Source organism: Bradyrhizobium sp. (genome assembly GCF_035652035.1).
Lineage (GTDB): Bacteria > Pseudomonadota > Alphaproteobacteria > Rhizobiales > Xanthobacteraceae > Bradyrhizobium.
The window spans coordinates 124,958-146,835 of record NZ_DASREO010000022.1 but is presented as its reverse complement, the minus strand read 5'-3'; the positions used below and the strand labels follow the sequence as shown (position 1 = coordinate 146,835).

At 61.8% G+C, this 21,878-nt stretch carries 20 protein-coding genes; 7 read left to right on the top strand and 13 right to left on the bottom strand.

The window, feature by feature from the left end:
* Window positions 1-7: 7 nt before the first annotated feature.
* The 7 genes from paaA to VFB05_RS08600 form a co-directional block, all read right to left on the bottom strand.
* On the bottom strand, window positions 8-1,003 hold the full coding sequence (gene paaA / locus VFB05_RS08630) for a 1,2-phenylacetyl-CoA epoxidase subunit PaaA (protein ID WP_325011045.1): 996 nt from the start codon (window positions 1,001-1,003) through the stop codon (window positions 8-10).
* A gap of 76 nt (window positions 1,004-1,079) precedes the next feature.
* Window positions 1,080-1,946 (bottom strand): phenylacetic acid degradation operon negative regulatory protein PaaX, encoded by an 867-nt coding sequence (paaX, locus tag VFB05_RS08625; RefSeq protein ID WP_325011042.1) that lies wholly within the window; start codon window positions 1,944-1,946, stop codon window positions 1,080-1,082.
* A gap of 50 nt (window positions 1,947-1,996) precedes the next feature.
* Window positions 1,997-2,764, bottom strand: a complete 768-nt coding sequence (locus tag VFB05_RS08620) for an esterase/lipase family protein (protein ID WP_325011040.1) — start codon at window positions 2,762-2,764, stop codon at window positions 1,997-1,999.
* Window positions 2,765-2,995: 231 nt separating this feature from the next.
* Window positions 2,996-3,472 carry a phasin gene (locus tag VFB05_RS08615; protein ID WP_325011038.1) on the bottom strand — a complete coding sequence of 159 codons (477 nt, stop codon included), beginning with the start codon at window positions 3,470-3,472 and terminating at the stop codon, window positions 2,996-2,998.
* Window positions 3,473-3,656: 184 nt separating this feature from the next.
* Window positions 3,657-4,253: a GNAT family N-acetyltransferase gene (locus tag VFB05_RS08610; RefSeq protein WP_325011036.1), complete on the bottom strand. Its 597-nt coding sequence runs from the start codon at window positions 4,251-4,253 to the stop codon at window positions 3,657-3,659.
* Window positions 4,250-5,347: an alpha/beta fold hydrolase gene (locus tag VFB05_RS08605; RefSeq protein ID WP_325011034.1), complete on the bottom strand. Its 1,098-nt coding sequence runs from the start codon at window positions 5,345-5,347 to the stop codon at window positions 4,250-4,252. Before VFB05_RS08605 ends, VFB05_RS08610 begins: the two co-directional genes overlap by 4 nt.
* On the bottom strand, window positions 5,344-5,733 hold the full coding sequence (locus VFB05_RS08600) for a poly(R)-hydroxyalkanoic acid synthase subunit PhaE (protein WP_325011032.1): 390 nt from the start codon (window positions 5,731-5,733) through the stop codon (window positions 5,344-5,346). Before VFB05_RS08600 ends, VFB05_RS08605 begins: the two co-directional genes overlap by 4 nt.
* Window positions 5,734-5,964: 231 nt before the next feature.
* On the opposite strand from VFB05_RS08600, the gene VFB05_RS08595 reads away from it, so the two are divergent.
* Together VFB05_RS08595 and VFB05_RS08590 are read left to right on the top strand one after the other, a co-directional pair.
* Window positions 5,965-6,888, top strand: a complete 924-nt coding sequence (locus tag VFB05_RS08595; protein ID WP_325011029.1) for an alpha/beta hydrolase — start codon at window positions 5,965-5,967, stop codon at window positions 6,886-6,888.
* Window positions 6,889-6,904: 16 nt separating this feature from the next.
* Entirely contained in the window at window positions 6,905-7,318 is a 414-nt protein-coding gene (locus VFB05_RS08590) for a GFA family protein (RefSeq protein WP_325011027.1), read from the top strand.
* A gap of 4 nt (window positions 7,319-7,322) precedes the next feature.
* Here VFB05_RS08590 and VFB05_RS08585 read toward each other — a convergent pair whose 3' ends face one another.
* The 6 genes from VFB05_RS08585 to VFB05_RS08560 form a co-directional block, all read right to left on the bottom strand.
* Window positions 7,323-10,559 carry a bifunctional cytochrome P450/NADPH--P450 reductase gene (locus VFB05_RS08585; RefSeq protein WP_325011025.1) on the bottom strand — a complete coding sequence of 1,079 codons (3,237 nt, stop codon included), beginning with the start codon at window positions 10,557-10,559 and terminating at the stop codon, window positions 7,323-7,325.
* Window positions 10,560-10,668: 109 nt separating this feature from the next.
* Window positions 10,669-11,664, bottom strand: coding sequence for an alpha/beta hydrolase (locus tag VFB05_RS08580; RefSeq protein ID WP_325011023.1), 996 nt, complete (start codon window positions 11,662-11,664; stop codon window positions 10,669-10,671).
* Between the two features lie 173 nt (window positions 11,665-11,837).
* Window positions 11,838-13,388, bottom strand: a complete 1,551-nt coding sequence (locus VFB05_RS08575; RefSeq protein WP_325011021.1) for a wax ester/triacylglycerol synthase family O-acyltransferase — start codon at window positions 13,386-13,388, stop codon at window positions 11,838-11,840.
* A gap of 70 nt (window positions 13,389-13,458) precedes the next feature.
* A complete protein-coding gene (locus VFB05_RS08570; RefSeq protein WP_325011018.1) occupies window positions 13,459-14,268 on the bottom strand; it encodes an alpha/beta hydrolase in 810 nt (269 codons plus the stop codon).
* Window positions 14,265-14,519, bottom strand: a complete 255-nt coding sequence (locus VFB05_RS08565) for a DUF6489 family protein (protein ID WP_325011016.1) — start codon at window positions 14,517-14,519, stop codon at window positions 14,265-14,267. The genes VFB05_RS08570 and VFB05_RS08565 overlap by 4 nt, the downstream gene beginning before the upstream one ends.
* A gap of 90 nt (window positions 14,520-14,609) precedes the next feature.
* On the bottom strand, window positions 14,610-15,851 hold the full coding sequence (locus VFB05_RS08560; protein ID WP_325011014.1) for an FAD-dependent oxidoreductase: 1,242 nt from the start codon (window positions 15,849-15,851) through the stop codon (window positions 14,610-14,612).
* A 185-nt stretch (window positions 15,852-16,036) separates the two neighbouring features.
* On the opposite strand from VFB05_RS08560, the gene VFB05_RS08555 reads away from it, so the two are divergent.
* From VFB05_RS08555 to VFB05_RS08535, 5 genes are all read left to right on the top strand, one after another.
* Entirely contained in the window at window positions 16,037-17,632 is a 1,596-nt protein-coding gene (locus tag VFB05_RS08555; RefSeq protein WP_325011012.1) for an ABC transporter substrate-binding protein, read from the top strand.
* A 97-nt stretch (window positions 17,633-17,729) separates the two neighbouring features.
* The gene (locus tag VFB05_RS08550) at window positions 17,730-18,710 is read left to right on the top strand and encodes an ABC transporter permease (RefSeq protein WP_325011009.1); all 981 of its coding nucleotides are present in this window, start codon (window positions 17,730-17,732) and stop codon (window positions 18,708-18,710) included.
* A 10-nt stretch (window positions 18,711-18,720) separates the two neighbouring features.
* Window positions 18,721-19,680, top strand: coding sequence for an ABC transporter permease (locus VFB05_RS08545; RefSeq protein WP_325011006.1), 960 nt, complete (start codon window positions 18,721-18,723; stop codon window positions 19,678-19,680).
* Complete coding sequence (locus VFB05_RS08540; protein WP_325011004.1) at window positions 19,677-20,663, top strand: ABC transporter ATP-binding protein; 987 nt, start codon at window positions 19,677-19,679, stop codon at window positions 20,661-20,663. The genes VFB05_RS08545 and VFB05_RS08540 overlap by 4 nt, the downstream gene beginning before the upstream one ends.
* A complete protein-coding gene (locus VFB05_RS08535; protein WP_325011002.1) occupies window positions 20,660-21,661 on the top strand; it encodes an oligopeptide/dipeptide ABC transporter ATP-binding protein in 1,002 nt (333 codons plus the stop codon). The genes VFB05_RS08540 and VFB05_RS08535 overlap by 4 nt, the downstream gene beginning before the upstream one ends.
* Window positions 21,662-21,878: the final 217 nt, after the last annotated feature.

Here is a 21,878-nt window from a genome sequence, read left to right as displayed (position 1 = left end):
AACCTCCTTATTCCGCTGCTTGAGCCATAACGCGTTGCCGGCGCTTTTCCGCATAGGCCGCAGCGGCCTCGCGTACCCAGGCGCCCTCGTCGTGCGCCTTGCGCCGCGCCGCCATCCGGTCGCGGTTGCAGGGACCGTTGCCGGCAAGCACCTGCTTGAACTCGGTCCAGTCGATCGCGCTGTGGTCCCAATGGCCGGTCGCCTCATTGAGCGTCATGCCGGGATCGGGGATCTTAAGGCCGAGATATTGCGCTTGCGGCACTGTGGCATCGACGAACTTCTGGCGCAGCTCATCGTTGGAAAAGCGCTTGATCTTCCATTTCGTCGAGGTATCGCTGTGCTGGCTCGCAGCATCAGGCGGCCCAAACATCATCAGCACCGGCCACCACCAGCGATCAAGCGCATCCTGCGCCATCGCCTTCTGCTCTTCCGAGCCGCGCGACAACGTCAGCATGATCTCGTAGCCCTGACGCTGATGAAAGGATTCTTCCTTGCACACGCGGATCATCGCGCGCGCATAGGGACCATACGAGCAACGGCACAGCGGAATCTGGTTCATGATCGCGGCGCCATCGACCAGCCAGCCGATCACGCCGATATCCGCCCAGGTCAGCGTCGGGTAATTGAAGATCGAGGAATATTTGGCCTTGCCGGCCAGCATCTGGTCGACGAGTTCTTCGCGGGACGAGCCGAGCGTTTCGGCGGCGGCATAGAGGTAAAGGCCGTGGCCGCATTCGTCCTGAACCTTGGCGAGCAGCGCGGCCTTGCGGCGCAGCGACGGCGCGCGCGTGATCCAGTTGCCTTCCGGCAGCATGCCGACGATTTCGGAATGCGCGTGCTGCGAAATCTGCCGCGTCAGCGTCTTGCGATAGGCTGATGGCATCCAGTCATTCGGCTCGATCCGCTCTTCGGCATCGATCCGAGCCTGAAACTGCGCCTCGCGCGCGGCATCCTCGACGATCCGTCCCTCACCGTCTGAGCTATTGAGCGCTTGGGTGTACATGCGCCCGTCTCCGGAGTTGTTGTAGCTGCAATATATATAACAAAATAATCAGACAGCAACACTTTTCTGTAACATATCAATCGCGGAACCGCCGTGCCAGTTCCGCAGCCGCCGACGGCAGGGCGCCGCTTTCGCTCTGGCCGTGATGGTCGAGCCATTGCTCGGACGCTGGCAGTACCGCGCGATAGATTTTACCGCACAGCTCTCGCGCCGCGTGTCCCGGCCAGTTCTTGGGCAGCAAAGCGAGCGGCAGCAAGGGATCGCGCAGCACCACGCGCCTGTAATGATGGATCAGCAGAATCCGCGCGGTGAAAGCTTCAAGCTCCGATAACCGCGCACGACGGCCAAGCCAGGCGCTAAACGGCTCGAACGCCTTGATGAACTTCAGGTAGGCATCGGCTGTGCGATCGAGCGGCCAGCTCTCGGACAAGAGACGCCGGCCGCTTTCATCCTCCGCCGAGACTTCGAGCCGGATTGCGGATGCGGCCTCCTCCGGGATCTCGACGCCCGAGAGCGCGACCCAGACACCCGGTACCGGGCTGCCGAAGCCGGCATTTCGCAGGGCGTCGCGCGAGGCGTCGCGATCGGCTGCCTTGCCGATCAAAAGCAGTTCGAACCGCCCGCTCCAGTCGGATGGCGGCGGATCATAGATGTGCCGCGTCGCTGCCTCGAACGTCCGGCGGCCGCTTGGCGCCAGACGATAGAAGCTGTTGCGGCCGGCCTTCTCGCGCTCCAGCCAGCCATCGGCCGCCAGCCGCGACATCGCGGTGCGCACCACGCTGCCGTCGATATCGATCGCTTCGAAGAATTGCAGCAGCGTCCCTAGCCAGACAGAGCCGCCACGCGGGACGATCGCATCGCCAAACACGGTGATGACGATCGAACCGGTGCGCGAGGGCTCGCGCTTGAGCTGATCGACGATGCGGGCAAGCGGCTGCGACATGCGCAACGCATAGCGCGTTTTGCGGATTCTCGAAAATCCGGAGACAGTCGCTACCGGTTCGGATCGGGATAGACGAGGCTGCGCCAGCCCGAGCGGTCGAACGGCGCCCACTCGCCTTCAGCCTGGGCCAGGCGATCGGCGACCGCATAAACGACGGCCGGATGATGGCCCATGCCACAATGGCTGCTTTCGACCTCGATGCTCTCGGCAATCGGCGACGCCTTTTCCTTGCAGCCCTGCCAGGCGCAGATGCCGTCGGTTCGGCTGAAGATCGCCGTGGTTGGCACCGGCGGCGGCTCCGATAGCGCGCCGCCAAAACGATGGTCTTCATCGGCCCGGCGACCGCTCGCCATCTCATAGACGCGCCAGGCGTTGGTGGCCTTGGGGTGACCGGCAAACGGGCTGCCGAGCGTGATCACGCTGCGGACGCGATCGGGCATCATCTTGGCGAGCTGGCGCGCATAAAGGCCGCCAAGGCTCCAGCCGACCAGGCTGATCTTGCGTCCATGCGTTTCGCTGAGGTCGCGTACGAGATCGACCATCGCGTCCTGCACTCCATGGCGCAGGCCGAGGTTGCGGCCCTGCCGCCAGCCGCTGACGGCGTAACCCTTGTTCTTCAGAAAGCTGCGCAGCGGCCGGGTGGAAACATCGGAAGCGACGAGACCAGGAAGCACAAGCACCGGATGCCCGTCGCCGCGCGGTGCCAGGCTCAAGAGCGGCAAGGCGCCGAGAAACGCACCAAACTCGTGGATCGCCCGCCCCTCAAGAAACATCAGGGTTCTGGACGGCGGGCGCAGCGTTTGGGCGGTCGCGGACATCGGATCTCCCTTCAAGCTCCAACCTTAGGAGCTATGGACCTGATTCTCTCATTCAAGCTGCTGCAGCGTGACCGGACAATAGCCGCCGTCACAAAGAAGCTGGAAAATTCAGGACGTAAGCCCCCTTGCACAACCGGGAAACCCCGCTTAGCGGCCATACCGTGCAGCGCAAAAAAGAAGGCCCGCCAAAGCGAGCCTTCGAAGAACACTACGCTACTAAAAAGAGAGCGATCAGGCAGTCTTGTTGTAGACCTTGGCGAAGTTGTCCTGCGCGTTCTTCGCACCTTCGGTGACGAGCTTGCCGAAATACTCGGTCGAAGCCTTGGCGCGCGAAACGATCGTCTCGCCATGAGCGCGGAGCAGGTCCGACTGGATCTGGACAGCCTCGTTGATCGACTTCGCAGAAGCGAGCTTGTCGATGCCGGCGAAGAAGGTCTCGGCGTCCTGGTACATCGCCTGCTGGATGTTGCGGCCGATCTTGGCGACTTCGCTGACCGAACCGGTAACGGCGGACTCGATCACTTCAGAAGCCTTCTCCGAACCGGCGTAGAAGTCGGCGGCGCGCTCCTTGGCGGTCTCAGCCTGCTTCTTGACGAATTCACGGGCAGCCTCCGGCACTTCCAGGTTCTGGAAGTTCTTGAAGGCTTCGGTCACGGGCGCGAAGGCTTCTTTGAAGCTGGTGAACACGGTGTTGGTCTCGGTGGTCATTGGGGGTTCTCCTCATCCTCAGGGTTTGAGCTATGGGCTCGCCCCGTCCGTTTGGCCCGGGGTGACCTCTATATGACACGGTTAATGGTGCGATGCAATATGGATGTTGCATCGCGATATCACAAATTAGTGATATGCGGAATAATTTAGCAATTTGCTTATGAAAACAGCGAATTAGCGCCCTTCAGGAGGGCATAACGGCTCCCGGAAGGCCATAGGCCTCGAGCTGTGCCCGAACCTGCGCCACATTGTGCCCAAGCACGACAATGTCGTGTTTTTGGCCGGCTGCGTCCCGGACATGGTCCCTCAGGAGCGCTTCGGCCTTGAAGCCCAGGCTCTCGAACAGCGCAATGGCCGCCCGCTGATCGACCGTCATCTGCACCGACAGTTTTTCGAGGCCAGAGCTCAGCGCCAGCGCAAAGGTCTCTTGCGACAGCGCCCGGCCGACCCTCTGCCCGCGCACGTCGAGCGAGACCACCATCCGGATTTCCCCGACATGGGGCGACCAGGAACGGGAATCCTTCACCAGCGTGCCGCAGCCGACCACGGCGCCGCCTTTGCGCGCCAGGAGGCTTACGATATCGCCGGCCTCGATCTCGTTGATCCAGGCCGACAGCACCTTCGGCTGGCTGATATTGCGCGGCAGGAACAACAGGTCGTGGGTCGGCAACGCCTTTGCGAAGGCGAGCACGGCGGCTTCGTCGGCACGCCGCATCAGATCGAATTCGATTTCACCGGCCTCCGTGTTGACCCGGCGCGGATAGGAACGTGTCTCACTCATGTCGATCTCTCGCAAAGCCAGGAATCCAGTTTGGGCCAGAGGCGGCGGACGGCGTTGGCGCCTGCGACCAGGCTGACATGGCCGCCCTTGAGGATCACCTCTTCCTTGTCGGCCGAGCCGATCTTCTCGATCAGCGGCCTCGCGGCCTCGTAGGGAACAATGTGGTCGTGTTCGGCGACCGCATGCAGGATCGGCACCTTGATGTCAGCAATGTTGGCCTTCCGCCCGCCGACCGTCATGGTGTCGTTAAAGAGCTTGTTGTCCCACATCAGGTCCTTGGTGATGGCGCGAAAGTATTCGCCCGCGAGCGGCAGCGTATCGGTCGCCCAGCGGTCGAACATCCGGTACGACTTCACGAACTCGTCGTTCCAGATATTTTCCCACAATTGCACCTGGCTCGCCGCACGCGAGGCCGGGCGCAACATCTCGAAGGATGAGAGGATCATCTCCGGCGGCACGTTGCCGATGTTGTCGACGAGGCGATCGACGTCGAAGTAGCGGCGGTCGGAAAAATTCTGGAACAGCTTCATCCCGCGGAAATCGATCGGCGTGGTGAAACAAATCAGGTTTTTCATCGGCCCATTGGCAAAGATCGAGCCGTAAAGCAGCGACAGCACGCCGCCGAAGCAGTAGCCGATCACGGTGACATCATTCTCGCCCGAGTCCTGCTGAACGTGGCGGACGCAATCCGGAATGAAGTCGAGGACGTAGTCCTCCATCCGAAGGTTTTTCTCTTCGGGCTTCGGCGCGGTCCAGTCCAGCATGTAAACGTCGTAACCGCGCTTGAGAAGAAATTCGATGAAGCTCTGGCCAGGCACCATGTCGAGGATGTAACCGCGATTGGTCGTCGCCATCACAATCAGGATCGGCACGCGGTAGATTTCATCTGCAATCGGCCGATAGTGATAGAGATTCATCGTGCCGCGGGTCGAGAGAATGTCCTTGGGTGTCGAACCGAGCGAGGGTCCCGATGTCGAGATATATTCGACGCCCTTGATGCTGCGCTGGATCGCGCGCTGAACCTCGGACTGAATCCGCTCCGGGATCGAAGCCAGGTCGAAACCTGCAAGATCCGGAGCGGAAGCCGGCTTCATTTGGGCTCTCCGCCAGCAGGGGGCGGCGGCCGCTTGGTGCGCGGCGGCCGTGGCGCTTGCGAAGATCCGCCCGCAGCACCACCCGATGCGCTTTGCATCTGATGCAGCATCGCCTTGATCTCGTTGAGCTGGCCTTCGATCGATTGCAACCGCTCGGCCATGCCGACCATCTGGGATCGGCTCGGCATGTTCATCGAGACAAGATATTTCTCCATCAGCTCGCCAAGCTGCTTTTGCGCGCCCGCCGTCGCCCCGCCGACCTGATTGACGACCTTGCTGAATTCCGGAGACGCCATCGCCTGATTGGCGAAGGCGTTAAATCCCTTTTCCATTTCGCCGATCATGTTCTGCCAAAGTGCGACCGGATCGTTGCTCTTGTCTGCCATCGGCGTTCTCCAGCATGACCGCGACATCAACGTCGGTTACGTCGGCAAATCAGCGGCCTTATTCCGTGAAACGGGAAAGTCGCCGCAATGATCCCTCTCATACGACACCGTTGTGCGAAAACGGTCAACCGCGCTCGGCCAATTAAATGCAAAGCCTTCTGCAGCGCGAAAAAGCATGTCATAAAATGACGTTGCGGAATGCTCCCAAACCATTCGACAAGGAAACGCCAGGTGAACCTCTCCGCCCACCAGCCGCCGCAGATGGCGCGCACCAACGGTATCGAGCTCTGCTACGAGACCTTTGGCGACCCAGCCGCGGAACCGCTGATCCTGATCATGGGATTGGGCGCCCAGATGGTTCTCTGGTACGACGATTTCTGCCGCCAGCTTGCCGCGCGCGGCTTTTACGTCATCCGTTTTGACAATCGTGATATCGGCCAGTCCAGCAAGCTTTCCGGCGGCAAGCCGCTCGGCGCTCTTGAGTTGCTCAAGCTGCGGCTTCTGAAAATCCCGGTCAAAGCGCCCTACCGGCTGCGCGACATGGCGGAAGATACCGTCGGCTTGATGGATACGCTCGGCATCGCCTCGGCGCACCTGGTCGGCGCTTCCATGGGCGGCATGATCGCCCAGGAGATCGCGATCTCGTTTCCGCAGCGGCTGCGATCGTTGACCTCGATCATGTCGACGACCGGCAACCCCAAAATTCCCGGCCCGACGAAGGAGGCCATGGCCATCTTGATGGCACCGCCGCCAAAGTCGAAAGAGGAATATCTCACCCGTTTCGGCCAGACCTGGAAGATTTTGCGCGTAGGCTCGTTCCCCGAGGACGAAGCGCGCGATCGCGCACTCGCCGAACGCACCTTTGCCCGCGGTCTCAATCCCGCCGGCGTCGGCCGCCAGATGCGCGCCATTCTCGCCTCCGGCAGCCGCAAGGAACGGCTGCGCACGGTGAAAACGCCGACGCTCGTCATTCACGGCACCGTCGACCCGCTGGTGCATCCCGCCGGCGGCAAGGACACCGCCGCTTCGATTCCCGGCGCAAAACTGATGATGATCGAACGCATGGGTCACGCGCTGCCGATTCCGATGTGGCCGCAGATGATCGATGCAATCGACAAGCATGCGCATGGCGCATCAGTGAAGACCACCCATTAGGTGACAGGAGTAGCCCATGAAGCTGGAAGGCGGATGCTATTGCGGAGAGGTGCGTTACGTTGCCGAGGGCGACCCGATGTTCAAGGGGCAATGCCACTGCCGGGAATGCCAGTACATCTCCGGCGGCGGCCCCAATTTCTTCATGCTGATGCCCGTCAAGGGCTTCAGCTACAGCAAGGGTTCTCCGAAAAAATTCAGCCGCAGCGACCTCGAGAGCCCTGTCACACGTGAATTCTGCCCCAGCTGCGGTACGCATCTGACGACGCTACGGCCGGGACTGCCGGCGGTGATCCTGAAAGCCGGCACGTTCGACGATCCCGCGCTGTACGGCAACCCGCAATCGGCGATCTACACCTGCGACAAGCAGGCGTTCCACATGATCCCGGAAGGGCTGCCGGCGTTCGAGAAGCTGCCGCCGCCGCGAGGCTAGCGCCTCAGCCGCCCGCCCATACGTCAAGCACGTAGCGGTTCTTCGTCCCGAGATCGTCGATCCAGCGCGCCGCGCTATTTGCATCGCTGCCACTCTTGTCGCGATAGATCGCCATCAGCGTGGCCTTGACGTCGGGCTCCATCTTGCTGCCGTCGCCGCAGACATAGACGATCGCGCCCTGCTCGATCAGCGCCCAGACGCGATCCTTCTCGGCCGCGATCAGATTCTGCACATAGGTCTTGGGCCCGTCGCCGCGCGAAAACGCGGTGTACAGCTCGGTGATGCCATCGGCCTCAAAAGCCTTCAACTCGTCAGCGTAGAGATAATCCTGTTCCGGATGGCGGCAGCCGAAGAACAGCATCGCAGGACCAAGGGCAGCGCCCTTCGCTTTCAGCGCCGCGCGCTCCTGCAGAAAGCCGCGGAAGGGCGCCAGGCCCGTGCCAGGGCCGATCATGATCACCGGCACTCCCGAATCCGCCGGGAGACGGAAGCCCGCCTTGGTCTCGCGCAACGTCGCATGAACGGTGTCGCCGGTGCGCCGTCGCGCCAGATAGTTCGAACAGACGCCCTTGTAGATGCCGCGTCCGGAAGTTGCGGGCGCTTCCACCACGCCGACAGTCACGCTGCAACGTGTGGGATCCGTCGATGGCGACGACGAGATCGAGTAATAGCGCGGCGCCAGCAGCGAGAGCATCTCGAGATAGATATGGAACGGCAGCTCGCAGGCCGGATGTTCCTCAAGCAAATCGAACAACGACTTGCGTTTGTCGAACACCTCTAGGCGGTAGTGCTGCGCGGACGCCTCGTCGTCGGCTGTGAAAGCCGCGAGCTTCGGCTTGGTGACGGGGCAACGCGTGTGCTCGGACATGGTCTGGATCTGCTTGCGGGTTGCGACCTGCTGCAACTCGACGAATTCCGTGAGCAGCCGGCCGACCGATATGGCATCGCCGACCGGCAATTGTGCGCGGCGGCCTTCCGCGACCTGCAAGCGGATCTGGTCGGCGGGGAGGAATCCGAACCGGCGCGCAACAGCATCGACCAATGTCGGGTCGTTGCGCGGCACGACGCTCAAGTGATCGCCGACGCGATAAGTCGCGCCGGCCGGCAATTGCACCTCGATATGCCGGGTCGACCGGTCCGATGGGCTCGCGCCCGACTTGTTCTGCAACTCGCTGTTCGCCAGCACTTTCATCGGCACGGCGCCGCCCTGCGCCACGATGGTGTTGACGGCCGATGGCGCCACCGGCTCAATCGCATAAAGCGGCTCGTCTTCGGCAGTGCGGGTGAAATTCCAGTCGATGCCGAATTCCTTGGTCGCAACCTGCGCAGCCGCCGGGAACCATTTCTGGAACTGTCCGTCGAGATCGCCGCGCGCATCGCCTTCGCCGCGCCGATAGACGGCGCGCGCGCCGTGCGTGGTCAGCTGCTCGTCGATGAAGCGCGGCACCGATTGATAGGTCGCGGCCCAGTCGCTGTTGCCGCAGCCGAACACCGCGTAGCGCACCTTGGCAAAGGCATTGTTCGGGAGATCGCTGCCGAGCCACTTGACGAATTGCGTCGCGTTGTCCGGCGCAGCGCCGTTGTAGGACGCGCAGATGATCAGGACGCCGCCTTCCTCCGGCAGCTTGCCGACGTAATCATCGAGCGGGCCGAGTGTCGTTTTGAAACCATTGACTTCGGCAAGGTCGGCCATGCGCGTCGCGAGCTCCTCGGCGGTGCCGAGATTGGAGCCGTACAGCACGAGCATCGGCGTATTGTGGCTGGGGCGCGTCTGGGGAACAGGCCTTTTCGGCGCTGTCGTAGTCGGCGACGCGGATACCTCACCAGCAAACGCGCCACGCTCCCTGTCGTCGCGCGGCCGCACCTTGATCTTGAACCCGTCAGGCTTGATGGTCAGCGTTTCCTTCAGGTGCATCTGATAGCGGTGCACATCGATCAGCTTGAAGCGCTGCAGGATCATGCCGATCGCGAGCGCGGCCTCATGCATCGCAAAGCCGCGGCCGATGCAGGCCCGCTGGCCATTACCGAACGGCTTCCAGGCGTTCGCAGGCCGCCGGGCTTCGGCTTCGCGCGAAAAGTTCTCCGGATCGAACACATCGGGATGCGGCCCCCACACGGAGGGGTCGCGATGCAGCGCCAGCACCAGCACGGTAATGAAGGTGTTCTTCCTGAGCTTGTACTTTCCGCCGATCGTCTCGTCGTTCAGCGGCGAAATGCCATAGGCCGGCGCCGGCGGCCACATCCGCAGCGCTTCTTTCAACACTTGCGTGATGTAGGTGAGCTGGTGCACCTGCTGATAGGTGGGCCTGACGTTGATATCCGGCCCGAGCACGCGGTCGACCTCTTCATAGGCCTTCTTCAGCACCTCGGGATGTTTCAACAGCGCATAGATCGTGCAGGACAACAGGCCGCTCGTAGTCTCGTGGCCCGCGATCAGGAAGGTGTTGATCTGGTAGCGGATGTTGACGTCGTCAAGCTGCGTGCCGGTGACGCGGTCGACGCCGGTCATCATCGCGGCCAGCATGTCCTTCTTGTCATCAGTCGCAGCCGTGTTCTTGCGCCGCTCGGCGACGATCTCGTCCACCATCCTGTTCATGAAGTGGACGTCAGCGGCGAGGTCTCGCCGCCGCTTCTGCATCCAGAAATTTTCCAGCGGCAGGCCGCGGATCATCATGATGGTTTCAAGCGAACGGACCAGCGACTCGACGAAGGGGTGATAGTCGCGCCGGTAGAACGAGTTGAAGCGATAGTCGAAGCCGCATAGCCCGATGGTATCGAGCGTTAGCGCCGTCATGTCGTGCACGACGTCGATCTCGTCGTCGGCGTTTAGCCGCTCCCATTTCTTCACGAGCTGTTCGGCGATATCCACCATGCTCGGGTGGTACGACTGCATGGCGCGGTTGCCGAACGGCTGCAGAAGGATGTTGTGCGCCTTGCTCCAGTTCGGTTCTGACGTGTCGGCTGTGAACAGGCCGTCGCCCGCGATCGCGCGCACGCGGCGCAATGGCCCACGCACCGCCTTGTCAAACCGCTTCTCGTCGCTGAGTTCGTCGACGAGGTCATGGCCGGACACGATCACGATCGGCGCACCCATCATGTCGAGCCAGAAAATCGGTCCCAGTTCCTTGGCAAGCCGCGCCAGATTTTGCACCGGCGCCGTCGAATCCAGCGACAGCATGTTGCCGACCACAGGCTTGGTCGGCGGATGCGGGATCGGGCTCAGTCTGTTCTTCGACGCCATCGTCTAACTGTCCTCTACCTCATCCGTCATCGCGAAGAGCGAAGCGACGACGCGATCCAACCTCTAAATTGCTGGCTGGATTGCTTCGCTTCGCTCGCAATGACGTTTCTCAGCCAAACCGCTTCCGCCGCCATTCGATCAGTTTCGCGCTGACCTCTTCCGGCTTTTCCTGCTGCGTCCAATGTCCGCTGTCCCGCACCAGGTACTTTTCCAGATCGGGCACCAGTTTTTCCATGCCCTCAGTGGCCGACGGCGGCAGCACCGCATCGTTCTCCGCCATGATCATCAGCGCTGGCACCCGCACGGTATGGTCGAGTTCGGCCGCGCGCTCCCAGTTTCGCGTCCAGTTGCGATACCAGTTGATGCCGCCGGTAAAGCCGGTTCGCCTGAAGGTATCGACGAAGACTTTCTTTTCTTCCGCCGACAGGATCGGCGTACGCGGATCGTATTTGGCGTCGTAGGCTGCGATCATCTGCGGAAAGGCCAGATTGGACTTGCTCGACGCGCCGACGCCGGCGGTCGCGGGCTCCGGCGGTACGGCCTCCTTGCGGGGCAGCGGCTTGCGCATGAAGGCATCGAAAGTCTGCTCGACACGGCTGCCGAAAATCTTGTCCGGCTCGCGCGCCGGATTTTGAAACTGCACGATATACATGCTGTCGCCGAACCGCTTCCGAAACAGTTCGATCGGGTCGATCGGCGCGCGCGGAAAATGCGGTGTGTTGACGCCGACGACGCCTGCGACGCGGCCCTGATGCCGAAGCGCCATCTGCCAGACGACAAAGCCGCCCCAGTCGTGGCCGACAAAGATCGCCTTGTCGATCTTGAGATGATCGAGCAAGCCGACGAGATCGCCGGTCAGATGCTCCAGATCATAGGCTTCGACCGGCTCAGGGGCGTCCGTTGCGCCATAGCCGCGCTGGTCCGGCGCGATGACGCGAATGCCGGCTTCGCCAAGCGCCTTGATCTGATGGCGCCACGAGAACGCAATCTCCGGCCAGCCGTGACAGAGAATGACCGGCGGCGCGTCGGACTTCGGGCCCGCCTCGTAAAAGCCCATCCGAATCCCGTTGACTTGCGCGAATTGCAGCGGCGGCATTTCGATCATGGCGCGTGCCCACTTTCCGAAGTTCGTGCTCCATCGCAGCACCCACTTTCACGAACTTCGGAAAGTCATGGGCACTTGCAAACTTATCGATTCTAGTACCGCTTTATCGATCTGAAATCCCTGGTTGAACCCGCCGCTTGGAATGCAGGGACTTCAGATCGGCGGTACTAGCTCTACTCGGCCGCGCCTTTGACGTCGGCGGGCGGCGGCGCGAAGGCCGCCTCAAGCGCGGAAAATTCCTCCGGCAGCATGTCGCACAAGAGCTGAACATGCGGAATGATATTGGCGCCTGCGATAAAGCCGAAATCGAGCTGGTCACGGTAGCTTTGCACGGTGATGTTGAGCGCAAGCCCGTGGGTCGAGATCGACACCGGGAAGATGTGCAAGAGCTCTGCGCCCGCCGCATAAAGCGTCTGCCGCGGTCCGGGAACGTTCGACACCGTGATGTTGGCGGCCGGCGGCAATACGTCTGAGAGACTGGAACGGCTGTAGAGCAGCGAAAGAATCTGGACGAAGATCGGCGCACCCAGCATCGAGACGTTCTGGATCTGGGGCATCAAGGCACGCAAGGGATGGGACATCTCCTTGGACTTGGTGGATTGCGCGATGATCGTCTCAAGTCGTGCTCTGGGATCGTCGACGTTGGTTGCAATCGAGCAAATCATCCCGAACACCTGGTTGTTGGCGTCGGTGTTGCCCTCTTCACGTAACGAGATCGGCACGGCCGCCGTCATCGACTTTGACGGCAGCGCGCCACGCTCGACGAGGTAACGCCGGACCACGCCGCTCGAAATCGCCAGAACGACGTCGTTGAGTTTGCCGCCGGCCGCTTTCGCAACCGCCTTGGCCCGGGAGAGCGGAATGGAGACGCCGGCAAAGCTGCGCTCGGAGGAGATATGTTTGTTGAGCATGGTCGGCGGCGACAGCATGCTTGCAATGCTGTCGCGCGACTTCGGATCGGTGATCTTTCCAACGACTTCCGAAACGCCCTTGAGCAGGGTCGGCACGTTGCCGGCAAATTTCACCGCGTTCTCGATCTGGAACATCGCATTGTCGAACAGGATCGAGCCAAGATCGCTCTTGCCGGACCGCGGCAGCTCGATGCTCTTGGCGGCCGCGGACGCATTGAACGGCTCGCGCCAAAGCTGCTGGTAGGAATCCAGAAGGTTGGCCGCGATGTCGCGCGGCTCCTGCCCAACCCTGGCGCGCTCGGTCGGCGGCTCGATCTTCCGCGGTACCGGCGTCACGTCATAGATCATGTTGGTGAGCGCCGCCCCCGCGCCGCCGTCGATGCAGGCATGGTGCATCTTGGAATAGAGCCCGATCTCGTTGTCCTTCATGCCTTCGAAGACATAGAACTCCCAGAGCGGGCGGGCGCGATTGAGCAGTTTGGCATGCATCCAGCCGACGATGCGTTCGAGCGTGGCGCGGTCGCGCGGCGCCGGCAGGCTGGCGCGGAAGATGTGACGGTCGATGTCGAACTGGTCATCCTCGACCCATGATGGATGATCGATGTCGAGCGGCGCCTTTTCCAGTCGCGCTTTCAGGATCGGCGCGATGTGCAGGCGCGAGGCGATCATCGCCTTGAAGTCTTCGAAGAAGTCGCCCTTGTAACCGTCTGGCAGGCGGAAGATCGCCATGCTTCCGACATGCATCGGCATTTCCGGCGTTTCCAGATAGAGAAACGACGCGTCCATGGCCGACAGTTTCCTGGCGTCACTCATAGGCTCCTCCCGCGAGCAGTTACGCAGCGCCTTGAATGGCGTTTCTTGTTCTTGCGTTCAGACAATCCGGTTAACTTTTGAAGGATTGTGCCCGTTCCGGTGGCGCATATGCAATGGCAAAGGGCCCCGATCGGTCAAATTGGCTGAATTGACCTTCGTGCTGGGCCAGACGGTCGGCAACCGCCCACAATACCGCCGGGTTGACGCCAAGGCCGACGTGGCTCGCGAGGTAGACCTCGACATTCTCCGCCGTGGCCGATGGACGCAACAAACATGTATGCCAGTTCACCACGCCATCGGCGCGCGAAAAGATCGAGGTTGTCGGGACCGGGAGATCGCCGCCGATCGCGTTAACGAATTGAGGATCCTCGCCGACCACCTCACCCGACAATGCTTCGTAGAGCCGCGTCGCATTGGTGGCCCGCACATCATTGGCAAACGGACTTCCCAGCGTCACGACATAGCGCACCATGTCGGGCGCGCTGAGCGCGAGGTCGCGCGCATAGACGCCGCCAAGGCTCCAGCCGACGATCGACACCTTGCGGCCGGAGTTCGCATGGATTTCGGCAAGCCGTTCGCGCAACGCCGAACGCAGGCGCGTGACGCCGCCGAGGTTTCGGCCCATCTGCCAGGCATGGGGCTCGTATCCGAGCTCGGTCAGATAGCGGCGCAGCGGCGCCATCGAGAGGTCGCTGGCGAGAAAGCCCGGCAGCGCAAGCACCGGATGGCCGTCGCCCCTCGGCGCGCGCAGCAACAACGGCGCCGTCATCAGGCTGGCGTTGAATTCGAAGATGCCGCGCATCTCGGCCAGGAGCAGGCCGAGCCCGGGCGGACGAAGCGGCTTGCGCGCCGGTTCGCTTCCCTCAGGCGATGGCGTCATTTCTTGTCTGACGTCCGCGTGGTGCCAAGACCGGTCATGGCCGCAAACATGTCGGTGAACCGCTCGGCAAATTTCGGATCAAACGAAAGCCAGCTCTGCATCAAGGCTTCGGGCGAAACCTTCTGGATGTTGTCGAGCATCTGGTTCTGCAGCTTATCCATCACCGCCGTCTGCATCGGCTGGACATCCGGAAGCCCGAAAAACTGCCGCGCCTCAAGCGGCGTGCAGTCGATTTCAACATTAACTTTCATGCGCGCTCCCAATGCTTTCGACTGCCCAGCTTACACTATCGCCGCGACGGCCACGGGAGCAAGCCGTCCGAGCGGCGGCGGCGAATATGCTTAACCAAAGCGGCCGGTGGCGAACGGACGGGGATCGGCAAACGGCGTCGTGCCCGTCATCATCTCCGCCAGCAACCGGCCGGACACGGGACCGAGCGTCAGCCCGTGGTGCTGATGGCCGAAATCGAACCAGAGCCCCGGATGGCGCGGCGCCTGGCCGATCACCGGCAGCATGTCCGGCAGGCACGGCCTTGCACCCATCCAGGGTTTGGCTTCGACGGCCTCGCCCAAGGGAAACAGCATGCGCGCCCTCGGCAAGGCTTGCTCCACCTGAGTGGGTCTTGGCGGCGCATCCCGCCGGGCGAACTCGGCGCCGGTACACAGACGGATGCCCTGGTTCATCGGCGCGATCAGGTAGCCAAGATCAGAGTCCAGCACCGGGTGGTTGAGCACCGCGTTGCCATTGGCCTTCAGATGCAGGTGATAGCCACGTTTGACGCCAAGCGGAAACGAATAACCAAGCGGACGGAAGACCAGATCGGACCACGGGCCGAGCGCCACCACGACCTCGCGCGCGGATGCCCCATTGACGCGCCAGCCGCCCCCTTCTTGGGTCAGCGTTCGCGCGTCCGCGACGACGAAGCGTCCACCTTTGCGGAAAAACAGCGCCGCATAGGCCTTGGCGAGCGCGCCGGGATCGGCGATGAATCCAGGGGTCGGAAAATGGACGGCGCCGGCAAAGTCGCCGGTCAGATGCGGTTCGCGCGCGGCGATCGATTTGGCGTCGAGAACCTCGCTGGGCACACCAAACTGGCCTGCCCGCTCGGCATCGCGCGCCGCATTGGCGAGGCTTCTCTCCGATCGAAACAGCTTGAGCCACCCGCTGCGGCGCAAGAGCTCAGGAACGCCGGCTTCCGCGATCAACGCTTCATGCTCGATGAGGCTCTGCCGGATCAGCGGCAACACCGACATCGCGCTCTGCTTCGCTTTATCGGGCGAAGACGCGAGATAGTAGCGCAGAATCCAGGGCAGGAAATCGGCCAGATCCGACATGCGGTAGCGCACCGCCGGCGAGCGGTTCAGCGCATATTGCACGATCTGGCTGACGTCACGCGGGAACATATAGGGAAAGACCGAAGCACATTCGATCACGCCCGCATTGCCATAGCTGGTCTCCTCGCCAGCATACTCACGGCGGTCGACCAGAATGACGTCGCGCCCGAGCTTTTGCAGGTGCAGCGCCGCGCTGACGCCGACCATGCCGGCCCCCAGCACCAGAACGTCCGCCTTCGGTTCCGCCATCGATCATCCCTCTTATTCGGCGCGATCCAGAAAGCAGCCGGCGTTAAACTTAGGTCGGACACAATGCCCGCAGGCCATAGCAGCCAGAGCAAACCGCCTTTGCGTGGCGGGCAAACTCTGGCAACATGGACCGGGCATCTTTATTGCATGCGCGAAATGTACACCAGCGTGGAGAGCGTTCACCAATGCCGTTACGTCAGATCTTGCTTGCAACGGCCACACTTTCGATTGTCGCCTTTGCCGCCGTGCCGGCCTCAAGCCAGACCATACGCTACGCCAACCAGGGCGAGCTCAAATCGCTCGATCCCTATACGCTCAAGGAAACCACGACCATCGCCCACCACGCCCATGTCTATGAGGGGCTGGTCACGCGCGACAAGGACCTGAAGATCGCCCCGGCGCTGGCTGAAAGCTGGGAAATTCTCGAGCCGACGCACTGGCGTTTTCACCTGCGCAAGGGCGTCAAATTCCACAACGGCGACCCCTTCACCGCCGATGACGTGATCTTTTCCGCCGAGCGGGTCCGCGCCAAGGGCTCGAACTTCCTCACCAACGTTCCCGCCGATGCGAAGTTCATCAAGGTCGACGACTACACGGTCGACGTCAAACTCGACGCGCCCAATCCCATTCTGACCTCGCAATGGGACGGCTGGTTCATCATGGACAAGAAATGGTGCGAGGAAAACAATTCCGTCGCGCCGACACCGGCTTCAGCGACCACGCCGAGCTATGCCTCGCTGCACGAGAACGGCACCGGCCCTTTCATCATCGAAAGCCATCAGCCCGGCGTGAAGACCGTGTTCAAGGTCAATCCGAACTGGTGGGGCAAACCAGAACATAACATCAAGGAAATCGTCTTCACGCCGATCGCATCTGCTTCGACGCGCGTCGCGGCACTTTTGTCGGGCGAAGTCGACGTGATCGAACCGGTGCCGACGCAGGATATTGCCCGCGTCAATGCCGGCGGCAATGCAACCGTCCTGACCGGACCCGAGGTGCGCACCATCTTCCTCGGCATGGATCAGGAACGTCCCGAGTTGCTCTATTCCAACATCAAGGGCAAGAACCCTTTCAAGGACATCCGCGTCCGCGAGGCCTTCTACAAGGCGATCGACGTCGACCTGATCAAGACGCGCGTGATGCGCGGGCTCTCGACGCCGTCAGCGCTGATGGTCGCGCCGCAGCTGTTCCCGCTGTCGAAGGATTTCGTGCGGCCCAAGGCCGATCCGGAAGCCGCCAAGAAACTGATGGTGGAAGCCGGCTATCCCGATGGATTCGAAGTCACGATGGACTGTCCCAACGACCGTTACATCAACGATGCCGATATCTGCCAGGCCGTGGTCGGCATGCTTGCGCGCATCGGCGTCAAGGTGAACCTGCTGGCGCAACCCAAGGCGCAGTATTTTGGCAAGGTGCTCAAGCCCGGCGGCTACCAGACCTCGTTCTATCTCCTGGGCTGGACGCCGGCCTCGATGGATTCCCACAACGTGCTCTACGACATCATGGGCTGCCACGATCCCAAGCAGCCGACGCGCGGCGAGGCCAATCTCGGCGGCTATTGCAACAAGGACCTCGATGCACTCACCGACAAGATCCTGGTCGAGCCCGATACGGCCAAGCGCGACCAGATGATCAAGCAGGCCTTCGAGCTCGGCATCAAGGACTACGGCTATGTCCCGCTGCATCAGCAGTCTCTGGCCTGGGGCGTTTCGAAAAAGGTGAAAATCACCCAGCGCGCCGACAATCAGGTCCTGTTCTACTGGGCCACAAAGCAGGAATAGCGTTTGACGACATGTGACGTCCCGGAAGTTATCTTCCGGGATTTGTCGTTTCAGGCGTTACCACCGAGCAACCGACACAACGAAGTGAAGGAAAGAAATGCTGGCTTTCACGCTTCGCCGGGCCATTCAGGCGATCGGGGTCATGATCGCCGTCGGGATCATCTCGTTCTCGATGTTCCGCTTTGTCGGCGATCCCGTGAGCCAGATCGTTTCGATCGATACGTCCGCAGCCGAGCGCATGGAAATCCGGAAATCGCTCGGCTTAGATGATCCCGTCGCCGTGCAGTTCCTGCGCTATTTTGCCAATGCCGCGCAATTCAAGTTCGGCGTCTCCTACCAGTTCCGCCTGCCTGTCGCCGATCTTCTGAAAGAGAGGATGCCGGCGACGCTGGAGCTCGCCACCTGTGCCACTATCCTGGCGCTGGTGTTCGGCATCCTGATGGGGGTCTATTCGGCGCTGCGGCGCGACAGCTTCCTTGCAAAACTGTTCCAGGCGATCTCGCTGATCGGCATTTCGCTGCCGACCTTCCTGATCGGCATTCTCCTGATCTATCTGTTTTCCGTGACGCTGGGCTGGCTCCCCTCCTTCGGCCGCGGCGAAGTCGTCAAGCTCGGCTGGTGGACCACGGGCCTTCTGACGGTTTCAGGCCTCAAAGCCCTGATCATGCCGTCGATCACGCTCGGCCTGTTCCAGATGACGCTGATCATGCGGCTGGTGCGTGCCGAAATGTTAGAGGTGCTGCGCACGGACTACATCCGCTTCGCCCGCGCGCGCGGGCTAACGACACGCGCCATCCATTTCGGCCATGCGCTGAAGAATACGCTCGTGCCCGTTATCACGGTGGCGGGCCTGCAATTTGGCTCGGTTATTGCATTTGCGATCATCACCGAAACCGTCTTTCAGTGGCCCGGCATGGGGCTTCTCTTCGTGCAGGCCGTGCAGAATGTCGATATCCCGATCATGGCGGCGTATCTGCTGATGGTGTCGCTGATCTTCGTCACCATCAACCTCGTGGTGGATGTGCTCTATACGGTGGTCGATCCGCGCCTGCGCGCCACCGTCGGCCGCCCCGCGTAAGAGAACTGATATGACCGACGCCGCCCTTCCCCACAAAGCCGTATCGAACCCGCCGACAGCGGGTCTCATCCGCCGGGCACTCGACAGCGACATCTTCTATTCGTTCCGCCGCTCAAAACTGACGATGGTTGCCGCAGTGGTCACCCTGCTGTTCTTCTTGCTGGCAATCGCGGCTCCCTTGATCGCGGTGCAGAATCCGTTCGATCCCAGCCAGCTTCAGCTCATGAATTCGCGCATCGCGCCGCTCTGGATGGCGGACGGCCAGAGCCCGTTCCTGCTCGGCACGGATGAGCAGGGCCGCGATGTTCTTTCGGCCATTCTTTATGGTCTGCGCATCTCGCTTGTTGTCGGCATTCTGGGCGTGGTGTTTTCCGGCGTGCTCGGCATCGCGCTTGGGCTGATCGCTGGCTATTTCGGCGGCGTCATCGACACCGTGATCATGCGCATCGCCGACGTGCAGCTCACCTTCCCCGCCATCCTGATCGCGCTTCTCATCAACGGGATCGCCATTTCCCTGTTCGGCAACCGGCTGGACGCCATGAGCATGCTTGTCGTGCTGGTGCTCGCGATCGGCCTGAGCTTCTGGGTGCAGTATGCGCGCACCGTGCGTGGCTCGGTCATGGTGGAAAAGAACAAGGACTATGTTGCGGCCGCGCAATTGATCGGCCTGCCCGCGCCCGTCATCATGCTGCGCCATGTCCTTCCCAATGCGATGGGTCCGATTCTCGTGATCGCGACCATCAACCTCGCGCTCGCCATCATCACCGAGGCGACCTTGTCGTTTCTCGGCACCGGCATGCCCGACACCATGCCTTCACTCGGCACCCTGATCCGCATCGGCAACAACTATCTGTTCGCCGGCGAATGGTGGATCGTGGCCTTCCCGGGCATCGCGCTTGCGGCACTGGTTCTATCCGTGAACTTGCTCGGCGACTGGCTGCGCGACGCCCTCAACCCGAAACTCCGATGAGCGAACCCGTTCTTTCCGTGCGTAACCTGCGGGTCGAATTCGCCACCCGCCACCAGACGCTGCGCGCGATCGATGGCATTTCCTTCGATATCGCCAAGGGCGAGGTGTTAGGTGTGGTCGGCGAATCCGGCGCCGGCAAATCCGTGACCGGACTTGCCGTGATCGGCCTGATCGACCCGCCCGGTCGGATCGCCGGCGGCGAAATCCATCTCTCGGGCCTTAGGATCGACAATCTGCCTCCCGAAGAGATGCGCCGCATCCGGGGCAAGCGGATCGGGATGATTTTTCAGGACCCGCTGACGAGCCTCAATCCGCTTTATCGGATCGGCGATCAGCTGGTCGAGACCATCCGCACCCATACCAATCTGTCGGAGCAGGCTGCGCGACGGCGCGCTATCGATCTGCTCGCCGAGGTCGGCATCCCCGCCCCCGAAAAGCGCATCGATTCCTATCCGCACGAATTTTCCGGCGGCATGCGCCAGCGCGTCGTCATTGCGCTGGCAATCTGCGCCGAGCCGGAACTGATCATCGCCGACGAGCCGACCACGGCCCTCGACGTCTCGGTGCAGGCCCAGATCATCGCCTTGATCAAGCGCCTCGGGCGTGACCACGGCACCGCGGTGATGCTGGTGACCCACGACATGGGCGTGATCGCCGAAACATCCGATCGCGTCGCGGTGATGTATTCCGGCCGTATCGCCGAAATCGGCCCGGTGCACGACGTCGTGCAAAATCCGCTGCACCCCTACGCCAAGGGCCTGATGGGCGCGATCCCGACGCTTGCCAGCGACACGCCGCGTCTGGTCCAGATTCCCGGCAGCATGCCGCGGCTGTCGGCGATCCCGCCGGGCTGCCCGTTCAATCCACGCTGCGCGTTCGCATTCGATCGCTGCCGCAGCGAGCGGCCGGAACCGATCGCTCACGGCACACAGGCGGTCGCCTGTCATCTCTACGATGCCGCACCGGCGGAGACGGCGGCATGACGGAAAAGCCATTTGTCGAAGCAAAAAACTTAAGACGCGTCTTCGATGTCTCAAAGCCGTGGCTCAATCGCGTGCTCGAGGGCGGACATCTCGAATTCCTGAAGGCGGTTGACGACGTCAGCTTCGACATCGCCAAAGGCGAGACCTTTGCGCTGGTCGGTGAATCCGGTTCGGGCAAAACTACGGTGGCGCGCATGGTGGTCGGGTTGTTGCCGCCGACCTCAGGCGACGTTGTCATCGACGGCGTCTCGATGACCGATCCGCGCCAGGCGCAAGCGCGGCAGCAATTGCGCCGCCGCATCCAGATGATTTTCCAGGACCCCTATGCGAGCCTCAATCCACGGCTTCGGGTCGATGCCATCATAGCAGAACCCATCCGCGCTTTCGATTTGATCAAGAGCGAACCCGACATTCGCGCGCGAGTCGGCGAATTGCTTGGCCTCGTTGGCCTGCATGCCGATGACGGCTGGAAATTTCCGCATGAATTTTCCGGCGGCCAGCGCCAGCGCATTGCGATTGCGCGCGCACTCGCTTCCGAAGCCGAGTTCATCGTGTGCGACGAGCCGACTTCGGCGCTCGACGTTTCGGTGCAGGCGCAGATCCTCAACCTGATGCGCGACCTGCAGGACAAGTTCGGCCTCACCTACCTCTTCATCAGCCATAATCTCGCCGTGGTGCGGCATATGGCGAAGCGCATCGGCGTGATGTATCTCGGCCGCGTCGTCGAGATCGCGGAATCGCGCGAATTATTTGCGATGCCGAAAATGCCCTACACCAAAATGCTGCTTGGCGCGGTACCCGACCTCGCCATGTCCGGCCGCCAGCGCATTCCCGTCAAAGGCGAGATCCCGAACCCGATCAACCCGCCTGCCGGCTGCGCCTTCAACCCGCGCTGCCCCCTGGCCTTCGATCTGTGCCGACGCGAGGCGCCCAAACTGGTCAACGGGGTGGCCTGCCACGCCGTGAATAGCCCCGCGAAAGCAGAAGTCGGCGTATGATGACAACATCTCAGGCCGAAGACCGCTAGTGGAGTGGATTTGACATTCGCTACCCCATCTGGCCGGGGGCTCGTCAAGCGAATGTCAAATCCAAAACTCCACTAGAAACTGATATTTGCTAGTGGTCCTTTAATTCTAACATTCGCAAAAGTGCCGGCCGAAAAAGGGATGCGAATGTTAGAATTGGACCACTAGTTGGCAGCGCGCTCCGGCTGTG

Bases quoted from the DNA above. Each gene is read 5' to 3' on its own strand.
- paaA (WP_325011045.1), bottom strand. From the start codon at position 1,003: ATGTACACCCAAGCGCTCAATAGCTCAGACGGTGAGGGACGGATCGTC.
- paaX (WP_325011042.1), bottom strand. From the start codon at position 1,946: ATGTCGCAGCCGCTTGCCCGCATCGTCGATCAGCTCAAGCGCGAGCCC.
- VFB05_RS08620 (WP_325011040.1), bottom strand. From the start codon at position 2,764: ATGTCCGCGACCGCCCAAACGCTGCGCCCGCCGTCCAGAACCCTGATG.
- VFB05_RS08615 (WP_325011038.1), bottom strand. From the start codon at position 3,472: ATGACCACCGAGACCAACACCGTGTTCACCAGCTTCAAAGAAGCCTTC.
- VFB05_RS08610 (WP_325011036.1), bottom strand. From the start codon at position 4,253: ATGAGTGAGACACGTTCCTATCCGCGCCGGGTCAACACGGAGGCCGGT.
- VFB05_RS08605 (WP_325011034.1), bottom strand. From the start codon at position 5,347: ATGAAGCCGGCTTCCGCTCCGGATCTTGCAGGTTTCGACCTGGCTTCG.
- VFB05_RS08600 (WP_325011032.1), bottom strand. From the start codon at position 5,733: ATGGCAGACAAGAGCAACGATCCGGTCGCACTTTGGCAGAACATGATC.
- VFB05_RS08590 (WP_325011027.1), top strand. From the start codon at position 6,905: ATGAAGCTGGAAGGCGGATGCTATTGCGGAGAGGTGCGTTACGTTGCC.
- VFB05_RS08585 (WP_325011025.1), bottom strand. From the start codon at position 10,559: ATGGCGTCGAAGAACAGACTGAGCCCGATCCCGCATCCGCCGACCAAG.
- VFB05_RS08580 (WP_325011023.1), bottom strand. From the start codon at position 11,664: ATGATCGAAATGCCGCCGCTGCAATTCGCGCAAGTCAACGGGATTCGG.
- VFB05_RS08575 (WP_325011021.1), bottom strand. From the start codon at position 13,388: ATGAGTGACGCCAGGAAACTGTCGGCCATGGACGCGTCGTTTCTCTAT.
- VFB05_RS08570 (WP_325011018.1), bottom strand. From the start codon at position 14,268: ATGACGCCATCGCCTGAGGGAAGCGAACCGGCGCGCAAGCCGCTTCGT.
- VFB05_RS08565 (WP_325011016.1), bottom strand. From the start codon at position 14,519: ATGAAAGTTAATGTTGAAATCGACTGCACGCCGCTTGAGGCGCGGCAG.
- VFB05_RS08560 (WP_325011014.1), bottom strand. From the start codon at position 15,851: ATGGCGGAACCGAAGGCGGACGTTCTGGTGCTGGGGGCCGGCATGGTC.
- VFB05_RS08555 (WP_325011012.1), top strand. From the start codon at position 16,037: ATGCCGTTACGTCAGATCTTGCTTGCAACGGCCACACTTTCGATTGTC.
- VFB05_RS08550 (WP_325011009.1), top strand. From the start codon at position 17,730: ATGCTGGCTTTCACGCTTCGCCGGGCCATTCAGGCGATCGGGGTCATG.
- VFB05_RS08545 (WP_325011006.1), top strand. From the start codon at position 18,721: ATGACCGACGCCGCCCTTCCCCACAAAGCCGTATCGAACCCGCCGACA.
- VFB05_RS08540 (WP_325011004.1), top strand. From the start codon at position 19,677: ATGAGCGAACCCGTTCTTTCCGTGCGTAACCTGCGGGTCGAATTCGCC.
- VFB05_RS08535 (WP_325011002.1), top strand. From the start codon at position 20,660: ATGACGGAAAAGCCATTTGTCGAAGCAAAAAACTTAAGACGCGTCTTC.